Origin of the sequence: Streptomyces sp. NPDC051963 (assembly GCF_044593495.1) — a bacterium.
Classification (GTDB): Bacteria; Actinomycetota; Actinomycetes; order Streptomycetales; family Streptomycetaceae; genus Streptomyces.
The window spans coordinates 123,029-149,361 of the sequence record NZ_JBIUCC010000016.1; the positions used below are offsets into that span (position 1 = coordinate 123,029).

Consider the following 26,333-nt stretch of genomic DNA (forward strand, 5'->3'; position numbering starts at 1 on the left):
GAGACATGACGGTGAACCCGTTCGACGACGAGAACGGCGAGTTCCATGTGGTGGTCAACGACGAGGAGCAGCACGCGCTGTGGCCCACGTTCGCCGAGGTGCCCGGCGGCTGGCGGGTCGTGGCCGGGCCGGCGGGGCGGGCGGAGAGCATCGCGTACGTCGAGGAGCACTGGCCCGACATCCGGCCCCGGAGCCTGCGCGAGGTGACGCCGGCTTCCTGAGGCGGGCCGAACCCGCGCGACGACGGACTCCACCGGGACTCATCCGTGCCGAGAGGTGCATGGCCTTTCGTGGGACGGACCGGTACGTACGTGGGATGTACAGGGAGGACGTGCTGTGGGCGGTCGAAACTCCGACGTCGTCTTCGTCCGATGGCCGGCGCAGGCGGATCTGAGAACCCGCTGCCGGCAAGAGGGGATGCCACGACTGCTCGTCGTGGAGGCAGGTGCGCAGCCGCCGATCAGCAACGACCCGGTCGAGGACTGGGTACGCCCCCCGGTCTCCCGCGATGACCTGGAGGCCCGGGTCACAGTCCTGCAGAACCGGTTCGAGAGCAATCGGGTACCGACGATCGACTCGACCGGGACCCTGAGCTTCGGTCATCACTCCATCACCGTCTCCGCCACGCAGGCCGAACTGATGCGGCTGCTCATCGACCGCTTCGGAGACGTCGTGCACCGCACCGAGTTCGTGCAGTGCTGCGCCCTGCGGACGCTGACCCTGAACAGGAACTCGCTCGATCTGCACATCATGCGGCTCCGCCGCCGGCTCCTGCCCATCGAACTGTCCATCCGGACCGTGTGGGGGCGGGGCTACATGCTGAAGAACGCTGTTCCCGCCGAGGCTGTCCAGGTGGCGAACGCCTCCGGCATCTGACCGGCACGAAACCGAAGAGCCCAGGGCGCAACCGACCACTCGACACTGGAGATCACATTGGACTCCTCGACGACCAGCACCCTTTACGAGGTGGGAGACCTGCCCCCGCTCGGGACGGTCCCCAGATCCATGTACGCATCCGTCATTCGCCCGGAGCGGTACGGGAAACCGGCAACGGCCTTCCGGACGGAAGTCGTTGACACGCCTGAGGTTCCCCCCGGGTTCGTGCTCATCGCGGTCATGGCCGCCGGCATCAACTACAACAACGTCTGGGCCGCCAAGGGGCACCCCGTCGATGTCGTGGGCGCACGTCAGCGGCAGGGCAGCACGGAGGACTTTCACGTCGGCGGATCAGATGCCTCCGGAATCGTCTGGAAACTGGGAGCCGGCGTACGCCACGTCAAGGTGGGCGATGAGGTCATCGTCTCGGCCGGACTGTGGGACGCGGACGATCCTGACGTCCGGCTCGGCGTCGATCCGATGTTCGCGACCTCACTGAAAGCGTGGGGCTATGAATCGAATTGGGGTTCATTCGCCCAGTTCGCCCTGGTAGCCGATTTCCAGTGTCTGCCCCGGCCCGCCCGGTTGAGCTGGGCGGAATCCTCGGCCTTTCTGCTGACCGGCGCGACGGCGTACCGGCAGCTCAACGGCTGGGCACCCAATACGGTCCAGCCCGGGGATCCGGTCCTCATCTGGGGCGGCTCCGGCGGCCTCGGCGCCATGGCCATATCCCTGACCCGGCACCTGGGAGGCAGGCCCATCGCCGTCGTGTCCTCACCGGAGAAGGCCAAGTACTGCCTCGACCTGGGGGCCACAGGCGTCATCGACAGAACCGGGTACAGCCACTGGGGACGCGTGCCCGAGGCCGGCACGGCGGAGCACAAGCGATGGACCTCGGAACTCCGGCGCTTCGGGCGTGAGATCTGGGACATCCTCGGTGAGAAGGCATCGCCCACGATCGTTTTCGAGCATCCCGGCAGCGACACCATCCCCACGTCGGTCTATGTGTGCGGCACGGGCGGAATGATCGTCATCTGCGGGGCCACATCCGGCTACAACGTGGACGTCGACCTCAGATATCTGTGGATGAGGCAGAAGCGGCTCCAGGGATCTCACTTCGCCAATCCGCGCGAGTATCACGCCGTGACCCGCCTCGTCGACATGGGCCTCGTGGACCCGCACCTGGGACATTCGTACACCTTCGAGGAGATCGGCCGGGCCCATCAGGACCTGCTCGAGGGCGTGCAGGCACCGGGCAATTCGGCCGTACTGGTCGGCGCGACCGACAGCCCCGGCCTCGGCGACCGCTGAGGCGTCCCCGCCCCCTTCCGCGGATACCAGAGAAGGCCAGGTAGTTGCGGGGATGACGCTCGTATCGAGGACTGAGTCTTCGACAGCCGGACAGCCACGACATGGTCCGCTCGATCACCCACCTGCAACGGCCCAACCGTTCACCGGACTCGATGCCTTTGCGTGCGATCCGGACTCCAATGCGCTTCCACCGCAGCCATCTGGGCAGGTCGGCCGTTGTGAGGGTGGTGTCTCGTTCTCCCATAAACCGTCCGGAACAATCCAACTCCATGTTCCCCGCCCTATATCGACGTCAACGTCCGCCTCACCACGTAGGACATGGTCTAAGAGTCTAAGAGAACGCTTGAGAAAGGATTGGGGAGTAATCGCAGGAAGATCGCACACGACATGAACAGAAAGATCGAGATCCGGGTTGTCTGGCACCATCGGGTAAGCCAATCTGCGGGACTTATCCCGGAACCTGGCCGGACGGACAGGCCGTCACAACCACGGAGTGGACTTGACCAGGACCGATCTGAAACAGGTGGAATTACCCACTGAGCGTACCTGCCCCAACACCGCAGGACGGCGGTCGGGGGAGGCACTTCCGAGCCCGCACGGCCGGGAGTTTTCTTCTTCATGGACCCGCCGGAGCACACCCGTTTCCGGATGCTGTTCACCGGTGAATTCACCGTACGGCGTGCCGTGGACCGGATAGCGGCCATGCGGGATATGGGCCCCTCGTCGGATCTGGTGCGGGAATTCGCTCTGCCCATTTCCTCGTCGGCGATCTGTGAGCCGCCGGGTCCGGTTCGGTCGTCCGGGGAGCCACGGAGGAACCGGACGTACTCGACCTCGGCCACGGCGTGCACCAGTGCGTGGCAGCAGTTCGCCAGGGTCGAGATGGGCGTCGCCTTCAGTCACCGGCGCCGCGGGTGGGACATGCATGCTGCCCTGATCGGTCAGATCCTCTGACGCGGCGCTCTGCCAACGAACTTTCCCCCGGGCCAGGTCCCCCGGAGTCGGCCCGGCGGGCGCGCACCGCCGTGCCTTTTGCCTGCCCGAAGTGAGGATGCGTGATGAACGCTGACGATATTGCCATCATCGGACTCGGCTGCCGCCTCCCCGGCGGAATCGACACCCCGGAGGCCCTCTGGCAGGGCCTGCTGGACGAGATCGACACCATCAGCGAGGTCCCCCCGCAGCGGTGGCGAGCCGAGGACTGGCATGACGTCGACTCTTCGGCACCGGGCAAGATGAGGACCCGGTGGGGTGGATTCCTGGACGACATCGCGGGGTTCGACGCCGAGTTCTTCGGCATCTCGCCCACCGAGGCCCGTCAGATGGATCCGCAGCAGCGGCTGGCGCTCGAGGTCGCCTGGGCCGCGGTGGAGGACGCCAGGATCCGGACCGACCGGCTCGCCAGGTCGGCCACCGGCGTGTTCTTCGGCACCATGTGGCAGGAGTACCACCTCGCCACCGGGGCGTCCGCCCGCGAGATCCGTACGCACACGGCCCTCGGTACGGACACCTCGATCGTCCCCGCCCGTATCGCCTACACCCTCGGCCTGCGCGGCCCCGTGATGTCCATCGGCACCGCATGCAGCTCCTCGCTGGTCGCCATCCACCAGGCGGCCCGGAGCCTGCGGTCGGGAGAGACGGACCTCGCACTGGCCGGCGGTGTCAGTCTCATCCTCCACCCCCACACCACCGTGGCGATGTCCAAGCTCGGCACGCAGAGCCCCGACGGGCGGTGCCGCGCCTTCGACGCCGGCGCCAACGGGTACGTCCGGGGCGAGGGCTGCGGCGTGGTCGTCCTGCGCAGGCTCGCGGACGCCCGCCGCAACGGCGACCGGATCTACGCGGTGATCCGCGGCAGCGCCGTGAACAACGACGGCACTACCGACGGCCTGGCCACCCCGAGCGCCGAGGCCCAGGCCGAAGTTCTGCGCACGGCCTGGCGGGAGGCGGACGTGGACCCCGGCCGGGTGCACTACGTGGAGGCGCACGGCACAGGGACCCGCCGGGGCGATCCGATCGAGGCGGCGGCACTGGGCCAGGTGCTCGGCCGGGGCAGGAAGGACCCCCTGCGGATCGGGTCGGCCAAGACCAACTTCGGCCATCTCGAACCGGTCTCCGGCGTGCTCGGTGTGCTCAAGACCTCCCTCGCCCTCTTCCACGGCGAACTGCCCGTCAGCCTCCACTTCCGGAACCCCAACCCGAAGATCGACTTCGACGCGGCGAACCTGGCCGTGGTCACCAGCCGCCAGCCGTGGCCGGAGGGAGAACGCCTGGCGGGAGTCAGCAGCTACGGCTACGGCGGCACCAACGCCCACCTCGCGCTGGCGGGGCCACCGGCGCGAACCGCCGACGTCCAGGAGTCCGTCGAGCGGACGCGCCTTCCCTGGGTGCTGTCGGCACGCTCCGCGCCCGCCCTGCGGGAACAGGCCGGCCGACTGCGCGCCCACCTCGCCGCGCACCCCGGCCTCGTGCCCGCCGACGTCGGATTCTCCCTGGCGACCACCCGTGCCGACCACGAGCACCGGGCCGTCGTCCTGGGGCGGGACGACGCGGAGCTGTTCCGCGGGCTGGAGGCGCTCGCCTCGGGAGCCCAGGCGTCGAACCTGGTCGTCGGATCCGGCGGCGGGCGCAACCCGGTCCTGATGTTCGCCGGGCAGGGCGCCCAGTGGCCGGGAATGGCCGCCGAACTGCTCGAGTCCTCCCCGGTCTTCGCCGAGCGGTTCGCCGAGTGCGAGCAGGCACTCGAACCGTATGTGGACTGGAAGCTCAGCGAGGTGATCTCGGACGCCGACGCCCTGGAACGCGTGGACGTCGTACAGCCCGCACTGTGGGCGATGATGGTGTCGCTGGCACGGCTGTGGAACCACTTCGGCGTCGAACCCGCGGTCCTGCTCGGGCACTCGCAGGGTGAGATCGCCTCGGCGTGCGCGTCCGGAGCGCTGTCGCTCGCGGACGCGGCGGCCGTGGTGGCGCTGCGGGCCCAGGCCATCCGCCGAGGACTGGCGGGCCGGGGCGGCATGGTCTCGCTGGTGGCCTCGCGGTCCGACGCGCAAACGCTGACCGACCGGTGGCCGGGCCGGCTGTCGATGGCCGCGGCCAACGGGCCCAGGAACTCCGTGGTCTCCGGTGATCCCGAGGCGCTGACGGAGCTGATCGCGCACTGCGAGTCCGAGGGCATCCGGGCCAGGCGGATCCCGGTCGACTACGCCTCGCACTCGGCGCAGGTGGAGGAGATCCGCGAGGACATCCTCACCGCGCTGGCCGGGATCCGGCCGCGTCCCGGTGTGGAGGGCTTCTTCTCCACCGTCGACACCGGCCGCATCGACACCGCGACCCTGGACGCGGGCTACTGGTACCGGAACCTGCGCTCCACGGTCGAACTCGACGCGTGCGTACGCGAGCTGGCCGCCGAGGGCCACCGGGTGTTCATCGAATGCACTCCGCACCCCGTGCTCACCATGGGCGTGGAGGAGAGCGCCGACGTGCACACCGTCGGAACCCTGCGCAGGGGGGAGGGCGACCGGTTCCTGACGGCTCTGGCCGAGGCATACACCAGCGGGGTGGACGTCGACTGGAGCCGCGCCTTCGGACGGGCGAACGTCGTGGACCTGCCGACGTACCCCTTCCAGCACCAGCGGTACTGGATCGACGCCGACCCCGACGCGGCGGGCGGTGGGCCGGCCGAGGACGCGCCGTTCTGGGACGCGGTGGGCCGACGGGACGTCGACGAGGTGGCCCGGACCCTGGGCCTCGACCCGGACACACTCGCCCCCGTCCTGCCCGCCCTGGCCTCCTGGCGCCGGCGGCGCACCGCGGATTCCGTCCTGGACGACTGGCAGTACCGGATCGGCTGGAAGGAGGTGCGCGCGGCCGCGGCCCGCCAGGGTGACTGGCTGGCCCTGGTGCCGGCAGGCGACGCCTGGGCGCACTCCGTGGTCGAGGCCCTGACCGGACAGGGGTTGCACATCACCGTCATGGACGTCGAACCCGGCCTCGGCCGGGACCCGCTCGCCGCCCGCCTGCGGGGCGTGACCTGCGACGGCGTGCTCTGCCTGGCCGCCGCACAGGACGCTCCGCACCCCGCGTACCCGAGCGTTCCCGCGGGCTATGCCACGACGCTGACCGCCGTGCAGGCGCTGGGGGACGCGGGGGTGACCGCCCCGCTGTGGTGCGTCACGCTCGACGCCGTCGCCGTCTCGGACGAAACGGTCGCGCCGGACCGGAGTCTGGTGTGGGGCCTGGGCAGGGTCGTCGCCCTCGAGCACTCTGCGCGCTGGGGCGGTCTGATCGACGTGTCCACCGTGTACGACGCCGCGGTACTGGCCGGGATGCTCAACGGCGGGCACGGCGAGGACCAGGTGGCGATCCGGGGGTCCCGCGTATACGGCCGCCGCCTGGTGCGCGCCTCCGGCGGTCCGGCCCGCGACTTCAGTCCCCGGGGGACGGTTCTGATCACCGGCGGCACGGGCGCGCTCGGCGCCGCGGTCGCCCGCCGGCTGGCCGGGCAGGGCGCCGAACACCTGGTGCTGGTCAGCCGGAGCGGACCGGACGCCCCCGGGGCCGAGTCGCTCGCCGCGGACATCCGCCGGCTCGGGGCCGGGGCGGAGATCGTCGCCTGCGACGTCGCCGACCGGGAGGCGCTGCGCGAGCTCCTCGGGCGGACCCGGCCCAGAGCCGTGGTGCACGCCGCCGGGGCACTGCACGACTCACTCGTCGAGGACCTCACCCTCGACCAGGTCGACGCGGCGCTGCGGGTGAAGGCTCAGGGCGCGCGGAATCTGCACGAACTCACCACCGGACTGGACGCGTTCGTGCTCTTCTCCTCGTGGGGCGCGACTGTCGGCGTTCCGGGACAGGGCAACTACGCGCCCGGCAACGCGTATCTGGACGCCCTGGCTGCGCTCCGGCACGCCCAGGGACTGCCCGCGACCTCCGTGGCGTGGGGTCCCTGGGACGGCGACGGCATGGCGCGGGGGCCGGTGCGGGAGGTCCTCGACCGTCACGGCGTACCCCCGATGGCGCCGGACCTGGCCCTGCTGGCCCTGGACCGGGCCGTGGCGGCCCCCGAGCCCTGCGTCACCGTGGCGGATGTGCACTGGGACCGGTTCCGCACGGTGTTCACGGCGGCCCGTCCGAGCGCCCTGCTCGGCGATCTGCCCGACGGCGTGGAAGCGGCGTCCGAGCAGGGGCCCGCCCTCCGCCGGCGCCTGGCCGAACTGCCCGCGGACGGCAGGCCGCACGCCGTGCGGGAGGCGGTCAGGGCGCAGACCGCGCTCGTGCTCGGGCACGCGGCGGCCGACGCGGTGGACGTCGAGCGCACTTTCAAGGAACTCGCCTTCGACTCGGTCCTCGGGATCGAACTGCGCAACCGGCTGGGGGCCGCCACCGGGCTGCGGCTGCCCACCACACTGGTCTTCGACCACCCCACGCCCGCACAGGTCGCCGAGCACATCCTCGACGAACTCCTGCACGCCGCCTCCCTTCCCGACGCACCGGCCCCGACGGACGCAGCCCCGGCTGCCGCCGTCCCGGCACCCGGCGTTCCGGCGCCCGCCGTCCTGGCGCCCGGCGTTTCGGCGCCCGCTGTTCCGGCATCCGGCGTTTCGGCGCCCGCCGTCCTGGCGCCCGGCGTTTCGGCGCCCGGCGTTCCGGCGCCCGCCGTCCTGGCGCCCGGCGTTTCGGCATCCGCCGTCCTGGCGCCCGGCGTTTCGGCGCCCGCCGTCCTGGCGCCCGGCGTTTCGGCGCCCGCTGTTCCGGCATCCGGCGTTTCGGCGCCCGCCGTCCCGGCATCCGCTGTTCCGGCATCCGGCGTCCCGGCGCCCGCCGTCCCGGCTGTCGCCGATCTGGCCCCCGCCACCCCGGCCCGCGTCCCCGCCACCCCGGCCCGCGCCCCCGAGGGCTCGGCCCGCGCCCCCGAGGGCTCGGCCGAGCCCATCGCCATAGTCGCCATGAGCTGCCGGTTCCCCGGCGGCGTACGCGATCCGGAGGGGTTCTGGCGGCTGCTCGCCGATGGTGGGGACGCCATCACCCCGTTCCCCGAGGACCGGGGCTGGGATCTGTCCGCGCTGTACCACCCGGACCCGGACCACCCGGGCACGAGCTACGTCCGCCAAGGCGGATTCGTGGCCGCCGCCGAATTCGACCCGGAGTTCTTCGGGATCAGCCCCCGGGAGGCGCTGACCATGGATCCGCAGCAGCGGATCCTCCTGGAGGGGTCCTGGGAGCTGCTGGAGCGGGCCGGCATCGCACCGGACACGCTGCGCGGCAGCGACACCGGCATCTACCTGGGCACCAACGGCCAGGACTACGCGTCCCTGGGCACGCCCCACGGCTCCGAGGGATTCGGGCTCACCGGAAGTGCCGCCAGCGTGGTCTCCGGCCGTATCTCCTACGCACTCGGCCTGGAAGGGCCCTCCGTCACCGTGGACACCGCCTGCTCGGCCTCGCTGGTGGCCGTCCACCTCGCCGCGCAGGCCCTGTCGAGGGGCGAGTGCGCGATGGCCGTCGCCGGCGGCGCCACCGTGATGGCCACGCCGCGCCTGTTCGTCGGATTCAGCCGGCAGCGCGGCCTCGCCGCGGACGGCCGGTGCCGCGCCTTCTCGGACGACGCCTCCGGCACCGCACTGTCCGAGGGCAGCGGGCTGCTGCTCCTGGAGAGGCTGTCGGACGCGCGGCGCAACGGGCATCCCGTCCTGGCCGTGATCCGCGGTTCGGCGGTCAACCAGGACGGCACCTCCAACGGCCTCACGGCACCCAACGGCCGGGCCCAGCAGCAGGTCATCCGCAAGGCCCTGGCCGCGGCGGGGCTCGAAGCCTGCGACGTGGACGTCGTGGAAGCCCACGGCACCGGCACGACACTGGGCGACCCCATCGAGGCACGCGCCCTCCAGGCCACCTACGGCGCCTCCGGCAGACCGGTGTGGCTGGGGTCGGTGAAGTCCAACATCGGCCACACCCAGGCGGCGGCCGGCGTGGCCGGCGTGATCAAGATGGTGCTGGCCATGCAGCACGGCGTGGTCCCGCGCACCCTGCACGCCGGCACCCCGTCCCGCCACGTGGACTGGTCGGCGGACTCCCTCAGGCTCGCCACGGACCCCGTCGCCTGGAACGGCGACGGCCCGCGGCGAGCGGGCGTCTCGGCCTTCGGCATCAGCGGCACCAACGCCCACCTGATCCTGGAGCAGTCCGCCGAGGCCGAGGAGCCCGTGGCGGGCCCCCGCCCCGACGTGCTCGCCTGGACACTGTCCGCGCGGAGCCGGGAAGCCCTGCGCGAACAGGCGTCCCGGCTGGCCGTCCGGGTCGGGACGGACCCCGGCACGGACCCCGCCGACCTGGGGTTCTCCCTGGCCGCCTCGCGCACCTCCTTCCAGGAGCGCGCCGTCGTCGTCGGCCGGGACACCGCGGACCTGCTCGCCGGGCTGCGCGCGCTCACCGAGGGAGCACCCTCGGCGTCGCTGGTGGAAGGGTCGGCGGACGACGGCCGGACGGCGTTCGTCTTCGCCGGGCAGGGAACCCAGCGTGCGGGCATGGGAGCCGAACTGCGCGAGGCGTACCCGGTGTTCGCCGCGGCGTGGGAGGAGATCTGCGCCGGACTCGACCGGCACCTGCGTCTTCCGGTCGCCGAGTTCATCGACGACCCGGACGCGCTGCGGCGTACCGAGTTCACCCAGCCCGCGCTGTTCGCCTTCGAGATGGCGCTGTTCCGGCTCCTTCAGAGCTGGGGCCTGAAGCCCGATGTGGTGCTCGGCCACTCCGTCGGCGAGCTCGCCGCCGCGCACGTGGCGGGCGTGCTCTCGCTGGAGGACGCCTGCGCGCTGGTCGCGGCCCGGGCCCGGCTGATGCAGGCCCAGCCGGACACCGGGGTCATGCTCGCCGTCCAGGCCGCCGAGCACGAGATCGCCCCGCTGCTGTCCGCGCGGGTCTCCCTCGCCGCCGTCAACGGGCCGCGGTCCGTGGTGATCGCCGGTGACGCCGACGCCGTGGACGAGGTGGCCGCACGGTTCCCCGGACGCCGCACCAAGCGGCTCAACGTGTCGCACGCCTTCCACTCCGCGCACATGGACGGCATGCTCGACGAGTTCCGGAACGTGGCCGAGGGGCTCACCTTCCACCCGCCGCGCCTCGTGCTGGTGACGAATCCGACCGGGCGGATCGCCACCGCCTGCGATGCCGGCCACTGGGTGCGGCAGGTCAGGCAGCCGGTCCGGTTCGCCGACGGGATCCGCACCGCACTCGCGGAAGGCGTCACCCGGTTCCTCGACATCGGCCCGGACGGCACGCCCGCCGCCATGATCGGGGACTGCCTGGACCGCGAGGCCGTCGTGATCGCGACCCAGCGGCCGGACCGGCCCGGGCCCGAGGCGCTGGCCCTGGCGGTCGCCCGGGCGTACACGGCGGGTGCGGGGGTCGACTGGCCCGCCCTGTACGGCGGCAGGCGCCGCCGAGTCGCCCTTCCCACCTACGCCTTCCAGCGGCAACGCTTCTGGCTGGACGCCCGGAGCGCCGGCCACGCCGGCCACGCCGGCCACCCCTGGTTGACCGACAGCACCGAACTGGCCGACGGCGGCTGGGTGTTGTCGGGCCGCATCTCGGCCTCGTCCCAGCCCTGGCTGGCCGACCACGTGGTCTTCGGCACCGTGGTCGTCCCCGGCACCGCGCTGCTGGACCTGCTCCTGGCCGCGGCCGGCCAGGCCGGCGCCACCGGTATCGGCGAACTGACCCTGTCACGGCCGATGGTGCTGGAGGACACGGCGCAGATACAGGTCAGGATCAGCCCCTCCGAAGGCGGACAGCGGACAACGACCCTGCACAGCAGGGTGGACGGCACGGGAGCCTGGAACACCCACGCCGAGGGCGTGCTGGTCGACGCGTCCGGCCCGGAGCACGTCGACTGGTCGATGCCCGACCTGCCCGCAGCGGACCTCTCCGGCTTCTACGAAGGCTTCGCCGCCCAGGGCGTCGACTACGGCCCCGCCTTCCACGGCGTGGCCGAACTGCGCGGGCAGGACCGCACCGCCGCGGGCGTGGTCCGGCTCCCCGCAGGCGAGGCGGGCGGCTTCGGTGTGCACCCGGCGCTGCTCGACGCGGCCCTGCAAGTGATGCGCGCGGTGGTCCCGGCCTCCGCGGAGGCCCAGCTCCCGTTCCAGTTCACCGATGTGCGCCTGTACGCCACGGGAGCGACCGAGCTGCGCGTGCGGGTCGATGTCCGGGACGACGGCATCCGGGTCGCGATGACCGACGGCGCCGGGGCTCCGGTGGCGTACATCGGAGCCATGGAGCTGCGTCCGGTCGTCTCCGACCAGCTGCGTGCCGCCCTGTCCGTTCCCGATCTCTACAGGGTGGTCTTCCGGTCCGTGCCGGACGTGCCCGCGGTTGCGGAACCGGTGCAAGTCCTGGGCCGCGGTGCGGTGTCCGAGGCCCTCGGGGTGGCACCGGCCGAGGAGGTCACCTGGGACGGCCCGCGCCGGATCCTGATCGACGCCACCGGGTACCCCGACGGCGTCGCCGCCGCCCACGAGGCGACCGCGCACGCGCTGGACCTGCTGCACCGGCTGCTGCCCCGGCAGGACGCCGAGCTCGTGTGGATCACCAGGGACAGCGTCGCCGCCCGCCCCGAGGACCGCGTGGGCGGCCTCGCGGGGGCACCCCTGTGGGGTCTGCTGCGGGCGGCGCGGCGCGAACACCCGGAGGCCGCCCTGCGGATCGTCGACTGCGACCGGACAGACGCCGTGACCCTGCTGTCGGCGCTGTCCGTGACCGGAGAGCCGGAACTCGCCGTCAGGGACGGGCAGATCCTGGCCCCCCGGCTGACCGCCGCGGGCGCCCCGGGTGCGCCCACCACCGCGGTGGCCGACGGAACGGTTCTGCTCACCGGCGGGACCGGCGAACTCGGCAGGGCGGTCGCCCGGCATCTGGTGACCGAGCACGGGGTCCGCGACCTGGTCCTGACCTCACGCAGCGGCCCCGAGCACCCGGAAGCCGCGGATCTGGTGGCGGAACTGACCGAAGCCGGCGCACGATCCGTCCGGCTGCTGGCCTGTGACGTCACCGACCGGTCCCAGGTGGCCGACGTCCTGTCCACGGCGGACGACTGGTCGGCCGTACTGCACCTCGCGGGCGTGCTCGACGACGGTCTGCTGCTCGACTACGACCGGCGGCGACTGCACGGGGTGCTGGCCCCCAAGCTGGACGGGACCGCGCACCTGGCGGAACTCACCGCCGGACTGGGCCTGTCGGCGTTCGTCCTGTTCTCCTCGGTCGCGGCGACGTTCGGTGCCGCCGGACAGGGCGCCTACGCGGCGGCCAACGCCTGCCTGGACGCCCTCGCGGCCCGCAGCGGCGGGACCAGTCTGGCCTGGGGGCTGTGGGAGCAGGCCGGCTCGGGCATGACGGCCCACCTCACCGAAGCGGAGCTGGGGCGGCTGCGCAGGCAGGGAATCGCTCCGCTGCCCGTGGACAGGGCCCTGCGGCTGCTGGACCGTGCGCTGCGCTCGCAGGACGGCAACCTCGTCCCCGTCCGGCTCGACCTCGCCGCGTTGGAAGGGGAGCCTCCGGCGATGCTGCGCGGTCTTGTCCGGCCCTCGCTCCGCCGGGCCGGGGACACCCCCGCGCGCGGTTCGCTGCGCGAGCGTCTGAGCGGGCTGACGCCCGGCGAGCAGGCCGCCTCGGTCACCAGGCTCGTACTGGAGGAGGTCGCCGTCGTCCTGGGGCTGTCCGGTCCCGGAGCGCTCAGGAGCAAGGCCGTGCTGAAGGATCTCGGCCTCGACTCGCTGATGGCCGTGGAACTGCGGAGCCGGCTCGCGAACGCCGCCGAGGTCCCGCTGCCCGCGAGTCTCGCCTTCGACCATCCGACCTCGGCCGACATCGCGGACCTGCTGATGCGGCGCCTGGGGCTCACGCGCCCGCAGGCCGCGACGGTACCGGAACCAAGGTCTCCTACGGCCCCGGAGGCACCGGCGCCGGCCCGGTCGGTCGCCGAGATCGGCGCCGAACTCGAGGCTCTCCTCGCACTCGATACCTAGAAGTCTTCCCCCTCGCCCCTCGCCCTTGCTCGGAAGGAACCGCCTGATGTCTGAACAGAGTCGGTTGGAACTCGCGCTGCCCGCCATCCGGGAGCTCAAGCGGCGGGCGACCGATCTGGAGGCGCAACTGACCGAACCGGTCGCGATCGTGTCGATGGCGTGCCGGTTGCCGGGTGGTGTGGGGACTCCTGAGGAGTTCTGGGAGTTGTTGTCCTCGGGCGGGGACGCGATCGAGGGGTTCCCGTCCCGGTGGGACGACTGGGATGTGTACGACCCGGATCCGGAGGCCGTCGGGAAGAGCTATGCGCGTGAGGGCGGTTTTCTGCGGGACGTGGAGGAGTTCGACGCCGCGTTCTTCGGGATCCCGCCGCGCGAGGCCAGGGGGATGGACCCGCAGCAGCGGGTGGTCCTGGAGACCTCCTGGGAGGCCCTGGAGCGTGCCGGCATCCGTTCCGAGGCGCTCGAGAACAGCAACACCGGTGTGTATCTGGGCACGATGAACGGCGACTACGGCAGCCTGGGGCACGGTCTCGACGACCAGGACGGCTACGTCAACACCGGCCGGGCGGGCAGCGTTCTGTCGGGCCGGTTGTCGTACGCGCTGGGGTTGCAGGGTCCGGCGGTGACGGTGGACACGGCGTGTTCGTCGTCGCTGGTGGCGCTGCACCTGGCGGTGACGGCGCTGCGGCAGCGTGAGTGCGACGTGGCGCTCGCCGGCGGTGTCACGGTGATGTCGACGCCATCGGTCTTCGTGGAGTTCTCCCGGCTTCAGGGCACCGCCCGCGACGGGCGGTGCAAGAGTTTCTCGGCCGATGCCGACGGTGCGGGTTGGTCCGAGGGTTGTGGTGTGGTCGTACTCAAGCGTCTGTCGGTCGCGCGGGCGGCCGGGGACCGGGTGCTGGCCGTGATCCGTGGTTCGGCGGTCAATCAGGACGGCCGGTCGCAGGGGCTGACCGCTCCGAACGGGCCGTCGCAGCAGCGGGTCGTTCAGGAAGCGTTGTCGCGCGCCGGGTTGTCGCCGGCGGATGTGGACGTGATCGAGGCCCATGGCACCGGGACCCCTCTCGGCGATCCGATCGAGGCGGGCGCGCTGGCCGAGGTCTTCGGGCCGGGGCGGCCTAGGGAACGGCCGGTGTGGCTGGGCTCGGCGAAGTCGAACATCGGGCACGCCCAAGCCGCCGCCGGCGTGGCCGGCGTCATCAAGATGGTGCTCGCGCTGCAGCACGAGCGGCTGCCCGCGACCCTGTACTCCGAGCGGCCCAGCGAGCACATCGAGTGGGAGGGCAGCGGGCTGGCCTTGCTGGGTGAGGCCCGTTCCTGGCCGCAGGAGGAATCCCGGGTGCGGCGCGCGGGAGTGTCGTCGTTCGGCCTGTCCGGCACCAACGCCCACCTGATCCTCGAAGAAGCCCCGGCGCACCCGGAGCCGGCACCGGAGCCCGCGGAATCCGCCGGGCCCGCGGCCGGGGCCGCCGCCGAGGGTGTGGTTCCGGTGGTGGTTTCGGGTCGGGATGCGGGTGTGGTGCGGGTTCAGGCCCGGCGTTGGGCCGAGTGGTGGCGCAGCCACCCCGAGGTGTCCCTGGACCGGGTCGCCTCCACGGCGCTGTGGCACCGCAGTTGGTTCGACCACCGGGCCGCGGTGCTGGCCACCACCCGGGAGGAGGCCATTGAACGCCTCGAAGCCCTCGCTGAGGGCACGGACGCCGTCGGTGTCGTCGCTCCCTTTGAAGCTCCGGTTGAGGACTTCTTTGAGAGCGGTGATGGCGGGGTGTGGGTGTTCCCGGGTCAGGGTTCGCAGTGGGAGGGCATGGGCCGGGCACTGTGGGAGCAGTCCCCTGTGTTCGCGGAGGCGGTGGCGGCTTGTGATGCGGCTCTGCTGCCGTGGACGGGGATGTCGGTCACCGATCTGCTCACCGGTCGCCGTGGGTTGACCGGTGTGGAGGAGGTGCAGCCGGCGTTGTTCGCGATGAGTCTGGGCCTGGCTGCGTGGTGGAGGTCGATGGGTGTCACGCCCCGGGCTGTGATCGGTCACTCCCAGGGCGAGGTCGCCGCGGCGGTCGTCGCGGGCATTCTGACCGTCGAGCAGGGTGCGCGCATCGTCGCCACCCGCTCCCGGGCTGTCGCCACCCGCTGTGGTGAGGGCGGCATGGCCGTCGTGGAGCGCGGCCATGAGTGGGTCGGTGAGCGTCTGGCCGGCACCGCTTTGTCGGTCGCCGCCGTCAACACCCCTACTTCTACGGTGATTTCGGGGGACAGTGACGCCCTGGATGCGCTGCTCGAACAGTTCCGGGCCGAGGGGGTGTTCGCCCGCCGTGTTCAGGTCGACTACGCCTCCCACAGTGCGCACATGGACCCGCTGCTGCCCGGCCTCGCCGGACAACTGGCCGACCTGGAGCCGCAGTCGGGGCATACGCCTTTGTATTCCACGGTCGACGGGCGCAGGATCGACGGCACCGGGATGGACGCGGACTACTGGTGCGCCAACCTGCGCCGGCCCGTCCGCTTCGACCAGGCCAGTCAGGCTGCTGCCGCTGACGGCCACCACACCTGGATCGAGATCAGCCCCCACCCCGTCATGGCCATGGCCCTCGACAACATCACCCAGCACGCGGGGGGCGTCACCGTCGGCAGTGCCCATCGGGACCGGGCCGACACCACCGACGTCCTCACCTCGTGGGTCCGTGCCGGGCTGACCCGCGGTGACGCATGGTCTTGGGAGCGGGCCGTCCCGCGCACGCCCGTGGAAGCCACGCTGCCCACCTACGCCTTCGACCGTGAACGCTACTGGCACGCCACCCCCACAGGCACCGCGGCCGACCCGTCGGCCTGGGGCGTCGACGGCTTGGACCACCCGTGGCTCACGCTGGCCGCCCCCCTCGTCGGCGAGGACGGCCTGCTCCTCACCGGCAGGATCGACGCGACCACCCCTGGACAGCGCTGGCTGAACGAGCATCAGGTGTTCGGCACCGTGCTCCTGCCCGGCACCGGGATCCTCGACATGGTCCACACGGCCGCCGAACGCGTGGGCGCCACCGGGATCGACACCCTCACCCTGACCGCCCCCCTCGTCCTCCCCGAAACCGGCGGGCTGCGTGTCCAGGTCGCGGTCAGCGGCATCGACGGCAACGGCCGCCGCCAGGCCACCGTGCACACCCACCCCGACCCCGACACCCACCCCGACACCCCCTGGACCACCCACGCCACCGCCCAACTCACCCACCAGGCGGTCGGCGCCGACGACGACGGGTTCCGGGAACTGCGCGACTGGCCGGTGGCGGGCAGCACGCCGGTGGACCTCGACGGGTTCTACGACCGGCTGCGCGAGCGCGGCATCGAGTACGGACCCGCCTTCCAGGGGCTGGTGGAGCTCTCCCGCAGCGGCGACACCGCCTACGCCGTGGTCCGCCTGCCCGAGGCCGCGGCCGAGAACGCGGCGGCGGGCGGCTTCGCGGTGCATCCGGCACTGCTGGACGCGGCGCTGCACGCGATCTCGGCGCTGAACTCCGACACGGAGCGCGTGTCGCTCCCCTTCGAGTGGGCCGGTACGGAGGTGTACGCAACCGGTGCGACCGAACTCCGGGTCCGGATCGAGCGGGATCCCGGGTCCTCCGACGCGGTCCGGCTGTGGATGGCCGACGCTCACGGCGAGCCGGTGGCCTACGCGGACGCGCTCGTCCTGCGGACGGCGACCGCACAGCAGTTGCGGCAGCGCACCCCCGGCCACCTCTACCGCGTCGAATTCCAGCCTCCCCGCACGATGCGCGAGGCACCCGCCGAGACCTGGGTCCTCGGCGGCTCCGGCGACCTCGTGCCCGTGCTCGGCGCGCGACCCGTCAGCGGCGTGGACGCGCTGTGGGCCCTGCTCGACGCCGGCGAGGAGCCCCCGGCACGGCTCGTCCTCGACCACACCGCGGACACCGCGCCGGACCCGGACGCGCTGGCGGATGCGGTACGGGAGGCCGCCACGACCGCGCTGCACGTGGTGCAGAGCCTGCTGGCCGACTCCCGGCTGGACGGAACCGAGCTGGTCTGGGTGACCCGGGAGGCCGTGGCGGCCGAACAGGGGCAGGGCGCGGACGGCCTCGTCCATGCCGCCCTGTGGGGTCTGGTCCGCGCCGCGCGCGCGGAGTACCCGCAGCGTTCGCTGCGTCTGGTGGACGTCGGTCCCGCGGCCGAGGACGAGGCCGCGCTCGCCCGGGCCGTGTCCGTGGCGGACGAACCCGAGATCGCGGTACGGGGAGGAGAGGTCCAGGTCGCGCGGCTGGTCGCGGTCGATCTTGAGCCGGAGGACGCCACCGAGGGAACCCCGGCGCCGGGGGGAACGGCACTGATCACCGGAGGCACCGGTGAGCTGGGCAGGGTGCTCGCCCGGCACCTGGTGCGGACGCGCGGGATACGGCGTCTCGTGCTGACCTCGCGCCGCGGTGAGCAGGCCCCCGGGGCCGCCGACCTCGCCGCCGAACTCACGGCGGCCGGGGCCGACAGCGTGCGGATCGCTGCCTGTGACGTCACCGACAGGGAAGCCCTCGCCGGTCTGATCGGCTCCATCGACGGCCTGGACTCGGTGTGGCACCTGGCCGGCGTACTCGACGACGGACTGCTGCCGGACCAGAACGCCGAGCGGATGGCCCGCGTCCTCGCTCCCAAGCTGGACGCAGCCCTGCACCTGCACGAACTCACCCTTGAGCACGCGCTGTCCGAGTTCGTCGTGTTCTCCTCGCTGGCCGGAGTGTTCGGAAGCCCCGGCCAGAGCACGTACGCCGCAGGCAATGCGTTCCTCGACGCCTTCGCCGCATGGCGGCTGCACGCGGGCCTGCCCGCCAGGAGCCTGTCCTGGGGACTGTGGGAGCAGGCGGGTATCGGTCTGACCGCGCATCTCGGCCAGGCCGAGCTGACCCGGATCCGGCGCATGGGCGTCGAGCCGCTGTCCGTGGACGAGGGGCTGCGGGCTCTGGACGCGGCAATGGCGTCGCAGCCGGGGGGACATCTGGTCCCCGTCCGCCTCGCGCCGGCCGCGTTGCGCCGCGGCCAGGACGAGGTGCCCGCGGTCCTGCGCGGCATGGTCCGGCCGCGCCTGCGGCGCGCGAACACCGGTGAGACTCCGTCGGGCCTGCGCGGCAGGCTCGCGGCGATGTCGCCCGACCAGCGCCGGGAGTCGCTGACGCTGCTGGTGCGGTCGGCGGCGGCGGGCGTGCTCGGCCTCCCCGACGCCGGTGAGGTGCCGGCCCAGCAGGTGTTCAGGGACCTCGGCCTCGACTCGCTGATGGCCGTGGAACTGCGGCGCCGCATCTCGCAGGAGACGGAGGTCCCCCTGCCCGCGACGCTGGCGTTCGACTACCCGACTCCTGCCGCCATGGCGGCGTTCCTCCTGGAACAGATGGACCTGTCACGGGCAGTGCCGCCCGCCGAGGCCGTCGTCCGGGCTGCGGACGAGGACGACGATCCGGTCGCGATCGTGTCGATGGCGTGCCGGTTGCCGGGTGGTGTGGGGACTCCTGAGGAGTTCTGGGAGTTGTTGTCCTCGGGCGGGGACGCGATCGAGGGGTTCCCGTCCCGGTGGGACGACTGGGATGTGTACGACCCGGATCCGGAGGCCGTCGGGAAGAGCTATGCGCGTGAGGGCGGTTTTCTGCGGGACGTGGAGGAGTTCGACGCCGCGTTCTTCGGGATCCGGCCGCGCGAGGCGCAGGCCATGGACCCGCAGCAGCGGCTGGTCCTGGAGACCTCCTGGGAGGCCCTGGAGCGTGCCGGCATCCGTTCCGAGGCGCTCGAGAACAGCAACACCGGTGTGTACCTGGGTGCGATGGGGTCGGACTACGACCGCTTCCACAACCAGGACCTGGGCGCACTCGACGCGTACGGCTCGATGGGGAGCGCCGGCAGTGTGCTGTCGGGCCGGTTGTCGTACGCGCTGGGGTTGCAGGGTCCGGCGGTGACGGTGGACACGGCGTGTTCGTCGTCGCTGGTGGCGCTGCACCTGGCGGTGACGGCGCTGCGGCAGCGTGAGTGCGACGTGGCGCTCGCCGGCGGTGTGACCGTGATGTCGACGCCGTCGCTGTTCGTGGAGTTCTCGCGGCTGCGCGGTATGTCTCCGGACGGGCGGTGCAAGAGTTTCTCGGCCGATGCCGACGGTGCGGGTTGGTCCGAGGGTTGTGGTGTGGTCGTACTCAAGCGTCTGTCGGTCGCGCGGGCGGCCGGGGACCGGGTGCTGGCCGTGATCCGTGGTTCGGCGGTCAATCAGGACGGCCGGTCGCAGGGGCTGACCGCTCCGAACGGGCCGTCGCAGCAGCGGGTCGTTCAGGAAGCGTTGTCGCGCGCCGGGTTGTCGCCGGCGGATGTGGACGTGATCGAGGCCCATGGCACCGGGACCCCTCTCGGCGATCCGATCGAGGCGGGCGCGCTGGCCGAGGTCTTCGGGCCGGGGCGGCCTGCGGAACGGCCGGTGTGGCTGGGCTCGGCCAAGTCGAACATCGGGCACGCCCAAGCCGCCGCCGGCGTGATCGGCGTGATGAAGATGGTGCTGGCCCTCCAGCACGAGCAACTCCCCGCGACGCTGCACGCGGACGAGCCGAGCCCGCACATCGAGTGGGAGGGCAGCGGGCTGGCCTTGCTGGGTGAGGCCCGTTCCTGGCCGCAGGAGGAATCCCGGGTGCGGCGCGCGGGAGTGTCGTCGTTCGGCCTGTCCGGCACCAACGCCCACCTCGTCCTGGAGGAGGCCCCCGCCCCCGCCGTGGCGGCCGTCACCGAGCAGGCACTGCCCGAGGGTGTGGTTCCGGTGGTGGTTCCGGTGGTGGTTTCGGGTCGGGATGCGGGTGTGGTGCGGGTTCAGGCCCGGCGTTGGGCCGAGTGGTGGCGCAGCCACCCCGAGGTGTCCCTGGACCGGGTCGCCTCCACGGCGCTGTGGCACCGCAGTTGGTTCGAGCACCGGGCCGCGGTGCTGGCCACCACCCGGGAGGAGGCCATTGAACGCCTCGAAGCCCTCGCTGAGGGCACGGACGCCGTCGGTGTCGTCGCTCCCTTTGAAGCTCCGGTTGAGGACTTCTTTGAGAGCGGTGATGGCGGGGTGTGGGTGTTCCCGGGTCAGGGTTCGCAGTGGGAGGGCATGGGCCGGGCACTGTGGGAGCAGTCCCCTGTGTTCGCGGAGGCGGTGGCGGCTTGTGATGCGGCTCTGCTGCCGTGGACGGGGATGTCGGTCACCGATCTGCTCACCGGTCGCCGTGGGTTGACCGGTGTGGAGGAGGTGCAGCCGGCGTTGTTCGCGATGAGTCTGGGCCTGGCTGCGTGGTGGAGGTCGATGGGTGTCACGCCCCGGGCTGTGATCGGTCACTCTCAGGGCGAGGTCGCCGCGGCGGTGGTCGCGGGCATTCTGACCGTCGAGCAGGGTGCGCGCATTGTCGCCACCCGTTCGCGGGCTGTCGCCACCTGCTGTGGTGAGGGCGGCATGGCCGTCGTGGAGCGTGGCCATGAGTGGGTCGGTGAGCGTCTGGCCGGCACCGCTTTGTCGGTCGCCGCCGTCAACACCCCTACTTCTACGGTGATTTCGGGGGACAGTGACGCCCTGGATGCGCTGCTCGAACAGTTCCGGGCCGAGGGGGTGTTCGCCCGCCGTGTTCAGGTCGACTACGCCTCCCACAGTGCGCACATGGACCCGCTGCTGCCCGGCCTGGCCGAGCAACTGGCCGACCTGGAGCCCCGGCCCGGACACACGCCCCTCTACTCCACGGTCCACGGCCGCAAGATCGACGGCACCGGGATGGACGCGGATTATTGGTGCGCCAATCTGCGCCGGCCGGTGCGTTTCGATCAGGCCAGTCAGGCTGCTGCCGTTGACGGGCATGACACCTGGGTCGAGGTCAGTGCTCATCCCGTCATGGCGATGGCTCTCGATGACATCACGCGGCGTCACGGCGGGACCAGCCATGCCACCGTTCACCGTCACCACGCCGACATCACCGACGTCCTCACCTCTTGGGCCCGCGCCGGACTGACCCGCGGTGACGCATGGTCTTGGGAGCGGGCCGTCCCGCGCACGCCCGTGGAAGCCACGCTGCCCACCTACGCCTTCGACCGTGAACGCTATTGGCACGCCACCCCCGCCAAGACCACGAGCGGTCCCTCGGGCCGGGGCGCGGACGGCCTGGACCACCCGTGGCTCACCAACGCGACTCCGCTCGCCACCGGCGACGGGCTGATCCTCACCGGCAGCATCGACGCGACCACCCCTGGACAGCGCTGGCTGAACGAGCATCAGGTGTTCGGCACCGTGCTCCTGCCCGGCACCGGGATCCTCGACATGGTCCTCACCGCCGCCGAACGCGTGGGCGCCACCGGGATCGACACCCTCACCCTCGCCACTCCGCTGGTCCTGCCCGACAGCGGGCCCCTGCGTGTCCAGGTCGCGGTCAGCGGCATCGACGGCAACGGCCGCCGCCAGGCCACCGTGCACACCCACCCCGACCCCGACACCCACCCCGACACCCCCTGGACCACCCACGCCACCGCCCAACTCACCCACCACACACCCGCACAGGCACCGGAACCCGTCGACTGGACGGCCATCGAGCACGCGCAGCACGTCTCCCTGACCGGGTTCTACGACCGCTTCCGCGAGCGCGGCATCGACTACGGACCCGCGTTCCAGGGCCTCAGCGACCTGTGGCGACAGGACAACGAACTGCACGCCGTCCTCCGCCTCCCCGAGAGCCTGCGCACCGAGGGCTTCGGCATTCACCCCGCCCTGCTGGACGCGGCCTTCCACACGATCCTCGTGGCCGAGGAGGCCGAGGAGGCAGGCAGCACGTCCGGTGGGCAGCACCACAAGCGGATCCTGCTGCCGTTCGAGTGGAGCGACGCCCGGCTGTACGCGACCGGGGCCTCGGTCGTGCGGGTGCGCGTACGCCTGGACGAGACGCGCGAGCAGGTCGAGCTGTCCGTGACGGAGGAGAACGGCAATCCGGTGGCCACCGCGCGCCTCCGGCTCCGCGAGGCCACCGCGGGCAGCCTGCGGGCGGCGACGGAACGGCACCTGTACCGGGTGGAGTTCCAGGAGTGCCCGGCGCCGGCCGCCGCACTCGCGGACACCGTGATCACCGGTGGCCCCCTCGCGGCTGCGCTCGCGCTGCCCGTGCTGGACGCCGGGACCGGACCGGTTCCCTCCCGCATCGTCGTGGACGCCACGGAGACCTCCGGCACACCGCAGGAGTCCACCACGGCTGCACTGATCCGTGCGCGGGACCTGCTGACCGATCTCCGGCTGGACGGAGCCGAGTTGGTATGGGTGACCCGCCAGGCGGTGTCCGCGGCCGAGGGCGAGGCCGTCGACCTGGCCTCGGCACCCCTGTGGGGGCTGCTGCGGGCGGCACGCGCCGAGGGGCATCCGGTCCGGCTGGTCGACGTGGACGGGAACGCCGATCCGGACGCGGTGCGGGCGGCCCTGACCGTCCCCGAGCCGGAACTCGCGGTCCGCGGCGCCGGCATCCGCGTTCCCCGGCTGGTCCGGCTCTCCCCGCGCGACACGGCACCGGTGGACGACGCCCCCCGGGGCATGGACGGCGCACCGGGCACGGTGCTGATCACCGGCGGCACAGGTGAGCTGGGACGGCAGGTCGCCCTGCACCTCGTGAAGGCTCGGGGGGTGCGCAGCCTGGTCCTGGCCTCCCGCCGGGGCGAAGGGGCGGACGGCGCCGGCGACCTGCGCGCCGAACTGACCGCCGCCGGGGCCGACAGCGTGCGCGTGGTCGCCTGCGACGTCACCAGTCGCGAAGCCGTGACCGGGCTCGTGGAGTCCGTCGCGGACCTCAGCGGGGTGTGGCACCTGGCCGGCGTACTCGACGACGGGCTGCTGGCGGACCAGAGCCCGGAGCGACTGGAACGCGTCTGGGCTCCCAAGGCACGCGCGGCGTGGTGGCTGCACGAGCTGACCGCCGCCCGTCCGCTGACCTCCTTCGTGGTGTTCTCCTCGGCCGCCGGTGTGCTCGGCAGCGCCGGGCAGAGCGTCTACGCGGCGGCGAACGCGTTCGCGGACGCGCTCGTGCTGGAGCGGCGCAGGCAGGGACTTCCCGGACTGAGCCTGTCCTGGGGGCTGTGGGAGCAGGCCGGCACGGGGCTGACCGCGGACCTCGGCCAGGCGGAACTGGCCCGGATGCGCAGGCAGGGCGTGACCGCGCTGACCGGCGCGCAGGCCCTCGACGCCCTGGACACCGCCCTGGCCGCACGGCCGGCCCACGTGGTGCCGATCCGCGTCGATCTCTCCGGGCCCGAGGAGACCCGATCGCCGCTGCTGCGCGGCAGGTCCCGGATGCGGCGGCTGGCGGACACCCGGACGACCGGCACGGGTTGGGCCGACCTGCCGGAAGCGCAACGGATCCGCGCCCTGACGGATCTCGTGCGGCGCGAAGCGGCGGTGGTCCTGGGCACGCCCGCCGAGATCGACCCCGAGGCGGTCTTCACCGACCTCGGCCTGGACTCCCTGATGGCGGTGGAACTGCGCCGCAGGCTGGCCGCCGAGACCGGACTGGCGCTGGCCGCGACGGCGGTCTTCGACCACCCGACGCCCGCCGGCCTGGCGGCGTACCTCAACGAGTCCGTACGGGACCGGGGTGACGACACGGAGCCTGGCCCGCGTGTGGAACGCGTGGCGCGACGCGATGTCCATCCGGCGACCGAGGGGCAGCGCCGGCTGTGGTTCCTGGAGCACATGCGTCCCGGCACGGCCGAGTACAACGTGACGATGCCGGTCCGGTTCGCCGAACCGCTGGACCGCGCGGCATTCGCCTCCGCCGTCGAGTTCGTGGTGCGGCGGCACGAGGCACTGCGCACGGGCCTGGAGAGCCGCGACGGTGAGCTGGTCCAGGTGGTGTACGAGGAGTTCGACACCCCGCTGCGCTTCGAGGAGGTGGCCGGTTCCGAGGAACTGGCCGACCGGATCCGGAGCGAGGCCGAGGCACCCTTCGACCTGTCCGGCCCCGTGCTGCTGCGCTGCCTGGTGCTCACCGGCGCGGACGAACAGGTGGTCTGCTTCACTCTGCACCACGCGGTCGTCGACGCCTGGTCGCTGGTCATGGTGCTGCATGAGCTGGTCGCCGTGTACGGGGAGTTCCGCGAAGGCTACGCCCCCGACAGCGGGAGCGAGTCGCTCGTGCACCTCGGCGACTACGCCGCCTGGGAGCGGGACTCCATCGCGCAGGGCGCCTTCGAGGCGGGACTCGGCTTCTTCCGGGACGAACTGTCCGGGGCCCCTCGTCTGGAACTGCCCCGGGGGCAGTCGGACCCGGGCGCGGGCAAGGTCGGGTTCGCACTGCCGGACGCCCTCCGGGGCGAGTTGGAGTCCCTCGCCTCCGATACGGGGGTCACGCTGTACACGGTGCTGGCCGGCGCCTTCGCCGTGCTGCTCTCCCGGTACAGCGACCAGCGGGACTTCAGCATCGGCACGGTGTGGTCCGGGCGCGGACTGGCCGGGTCGGCGGAGATCGTCGGTTTCCTCGCCAACACCCTGCCGCTGCGCTGTGATCTCTCCGCCGACCCGGACGTGCCCGAGCTGCTGTCGGCGATGCAGTCCCGCGTGCTCGGTGTGATGGAACACCAGAACGTGCCCCTGTCCGAAGTGGTCAAGGTCGTCGACGCCGAGCGCAACGGCGAGGAGAACCCGTTGTTCCGGGCGGTGTTCAACTACGGCCTGGGTGCGGAGCCGGACGACGGCACATGGCGGCCGTACGGCGGGCACTTCACCGGCAACGTCGCGGGAACCGCCAAGTTCGAGCTGGCCATGAGCCTCGCACCTGCCGCGGAGGGACTGCGCGGGGAACTGGAGTTCCAGACGCACGTACTGGATCAGGAATCCGCACACCGCATGGTCGCGAACTTCGAGACCATGCTGAACTCCTTCGTCCGGGACGGCGGTCTGCCGGTCAGCCGGTTGTCCTTGCCCCACGCCGAGGACGAGGGCTGGTTCCGCAGGCACGACCACCACGTGACCCCGGAACCGGCCGGACTGCCCGCGGCGCAGCCGGCTCCCGCCGCTCCGGCCGCCGGTGACGACCGGGTGTGGGAGACGGTGCTCTCGGCCTGGTCGCAGGTACTGGAGCTGGAGCCGGCCGATGTGGACCCGGACATCGGGTTCTTCGACCTGGGCGGAACGTCGTTGACAGCGGTGCAGGTCCACGAGCTGATCCGGGCCGGCGTGGACCGCGATTTCCCGCTCTCCACGCTGTTCCGCCACTCCACGGTGCGGCAGCTGACCACGTTCCTGCGCGACGAGGCCACGCCCGCGGTGACCGCGGCGACGGTACCGGCCAGGGAGCGTTCGGACGAGGACGCGGTGGCGATCGTGGGCGTGGCCCTGCGGCTGCCGGGTGCGACGGACGCGGAGGAGTTCTGGGCGAACCTGCGGGGCGGGGTCGAGTCGATCCGCCGCTTCACCGACCAGGAGCTGCTGGACGCCGGGGTGCCCAGGCACCTGCTGGACGATCCCGCGTTCGTCCCGGCCAAGGGCTATGTGGAGGACGCCGACCTCTTCGACGCCGAGTTCTTCGGCTACTCGCGGTCCGAAGCGGAGAACATGGACCCGCAGCACCGGCTCTTCCTGGAGACGGCCTGGCAGGGCCTGGAGAACGCCGGCATCCAGCCGGACGCCTTTCCCGGCCGCATCGGGGTCTTCGCCGGCGCCGGATTCGGCGGCTACAACAGCGGAAGCGTGCGCGGCGACGAGATCACCGAACTCCATGAGTTCTACCGCGACCTCCTCGGGAACAAGTCCGACTTCGTGTCCACGAGGGTGGCGCACAGGCTGAATCTGCGTGGCCCCGCGCTGACGGTGCAGACGGCGTGCTCCACCGGGCTGGTGGTCGCGCATCTGGCCCGGCAGAGCCTGCTGCGCGGGGAATCCGACGTGGCACTCGCCGGCGCCTCCGCGCTGACGTTCCCGTTGGAGTGGGGCTACCCGTACCAGGAAGGCTTCGTCTTCTCCCCGGACGGCTCCTGCCGTGCGTTCGACGCCGATCGCCAGGGCACCGTGGTGGGCAACGGCGTGGTCGCGGTGGTGCTGCGCCGGCTGTCGGACGCGGTCGAGGCCGGGGACCGCATCTACGCGGTCGTCCGCGGCAGCGCCATCAACAACGACGGGTCCGACAA

5 protein-coding genes and 2 pseudogenes are annotated in these 26,333 nt (G+C 72.1%); 6 read left to right on the forward strand and 1 reads right to left on the reverse strand.

The window, feature by feature from the left end; genetic code table 11:
* Positions 1 to 5 precede the first annotated feature (5 nt).
* The 3 genes from ACIHFB_RS43745 (at position 6) to ccrA (ending at position 2,187) form a co-directional block, all read left to right on the forward strand.
* The gene (locus tag ACIHFB_RS43745; protein ID WP_365284587.1) at positions 6 to 221 is read left to right on the forward strand and encodes an MbtH family protein; all 216 of its coding nucleotides are present in this window, start codon (positions 6 to 8) and stop codon (positions 219 to 221) included.
* A 196-nt stretch (positions 222 to 417) separates the two neighbouring features.
* Positions 418 to 876: a winged helix-turn-helix domain-containing protein gene (locus ACIHFB_RS43750; RefSeq protein WP_365284591.1), complete on the forward strand. Its 459-nt coding sequence runs from the start codon at positions 418 to 420 to the stop codon at positions 874 to 876.
* Between the two features lie 57 nt (positions 877 to 933).
* Positions 934 to 2,187, forward strand: a complete 1,254-nt coding sequence (gene ccrA, locus ACIHFB_RS43755; RefSeq protein ID WP_365284593.1) for a crotonyl-CoA carboxylase/reductase — start codon at positions 934 to 936, stop codon at positions 2,185 to 2,187.
* A gap of 28 nt (positions 2,188 to 2,215) precedes the next feature.
* Here ccrA and ACIHFB_RS43760 read toward each other — a convergent pair.
* Positions 2,216 to 2,380: pseudogene (locus tag ACIHFB_RS43760) on the reverse strand (transposase); the annotation flags it as partial.
* Between the two features lie 425 nt (positions 2,381 to 2,805).
* Here ACIHFB_RS43760 and ACIHFB_RS43765 point away from each other — a divergent pair.
* The 3 genes and pseudogenes from ACIHFB_RS43765 to ACIHFB_RS43775 all read left to right on the forward strand — a co-directional run.
* The gene (locus tag ACIHFB_RS43765; protein WP_365284595.1) at positions 2,806 to 3,141 is read left to right on the forward strand and encodes a hypothetical protein; all 336 of its coding nucleotides are present in this window, start codon (positions 2,806 to 2,808) and stop codon (positions 3,139 to 3,141) included.
* Between the two features lie 104 nt (positions 3,142 to 3,245).
* On the forward strand, positions 3,246 to 13,208 hold the full coding sequence (locus ACIHFB_RS43770; protein ID WP_400129772.1) for a type I polyketide synthase: 9,963 nt from the start codon (positions 3,246 to 3,248) through the stop codon (positions 13,206 to 13,208).
* Positions 13,209 to 13,338: 130 nt separating this feature from the next.
* Positions 13,339 to 26,333 (forward strand): annotated as a pseudogene (locus tag ACIHFB_RS43775) (SDR family NAD(P)-dependent oxidoreductase); the annotation flags it as partial.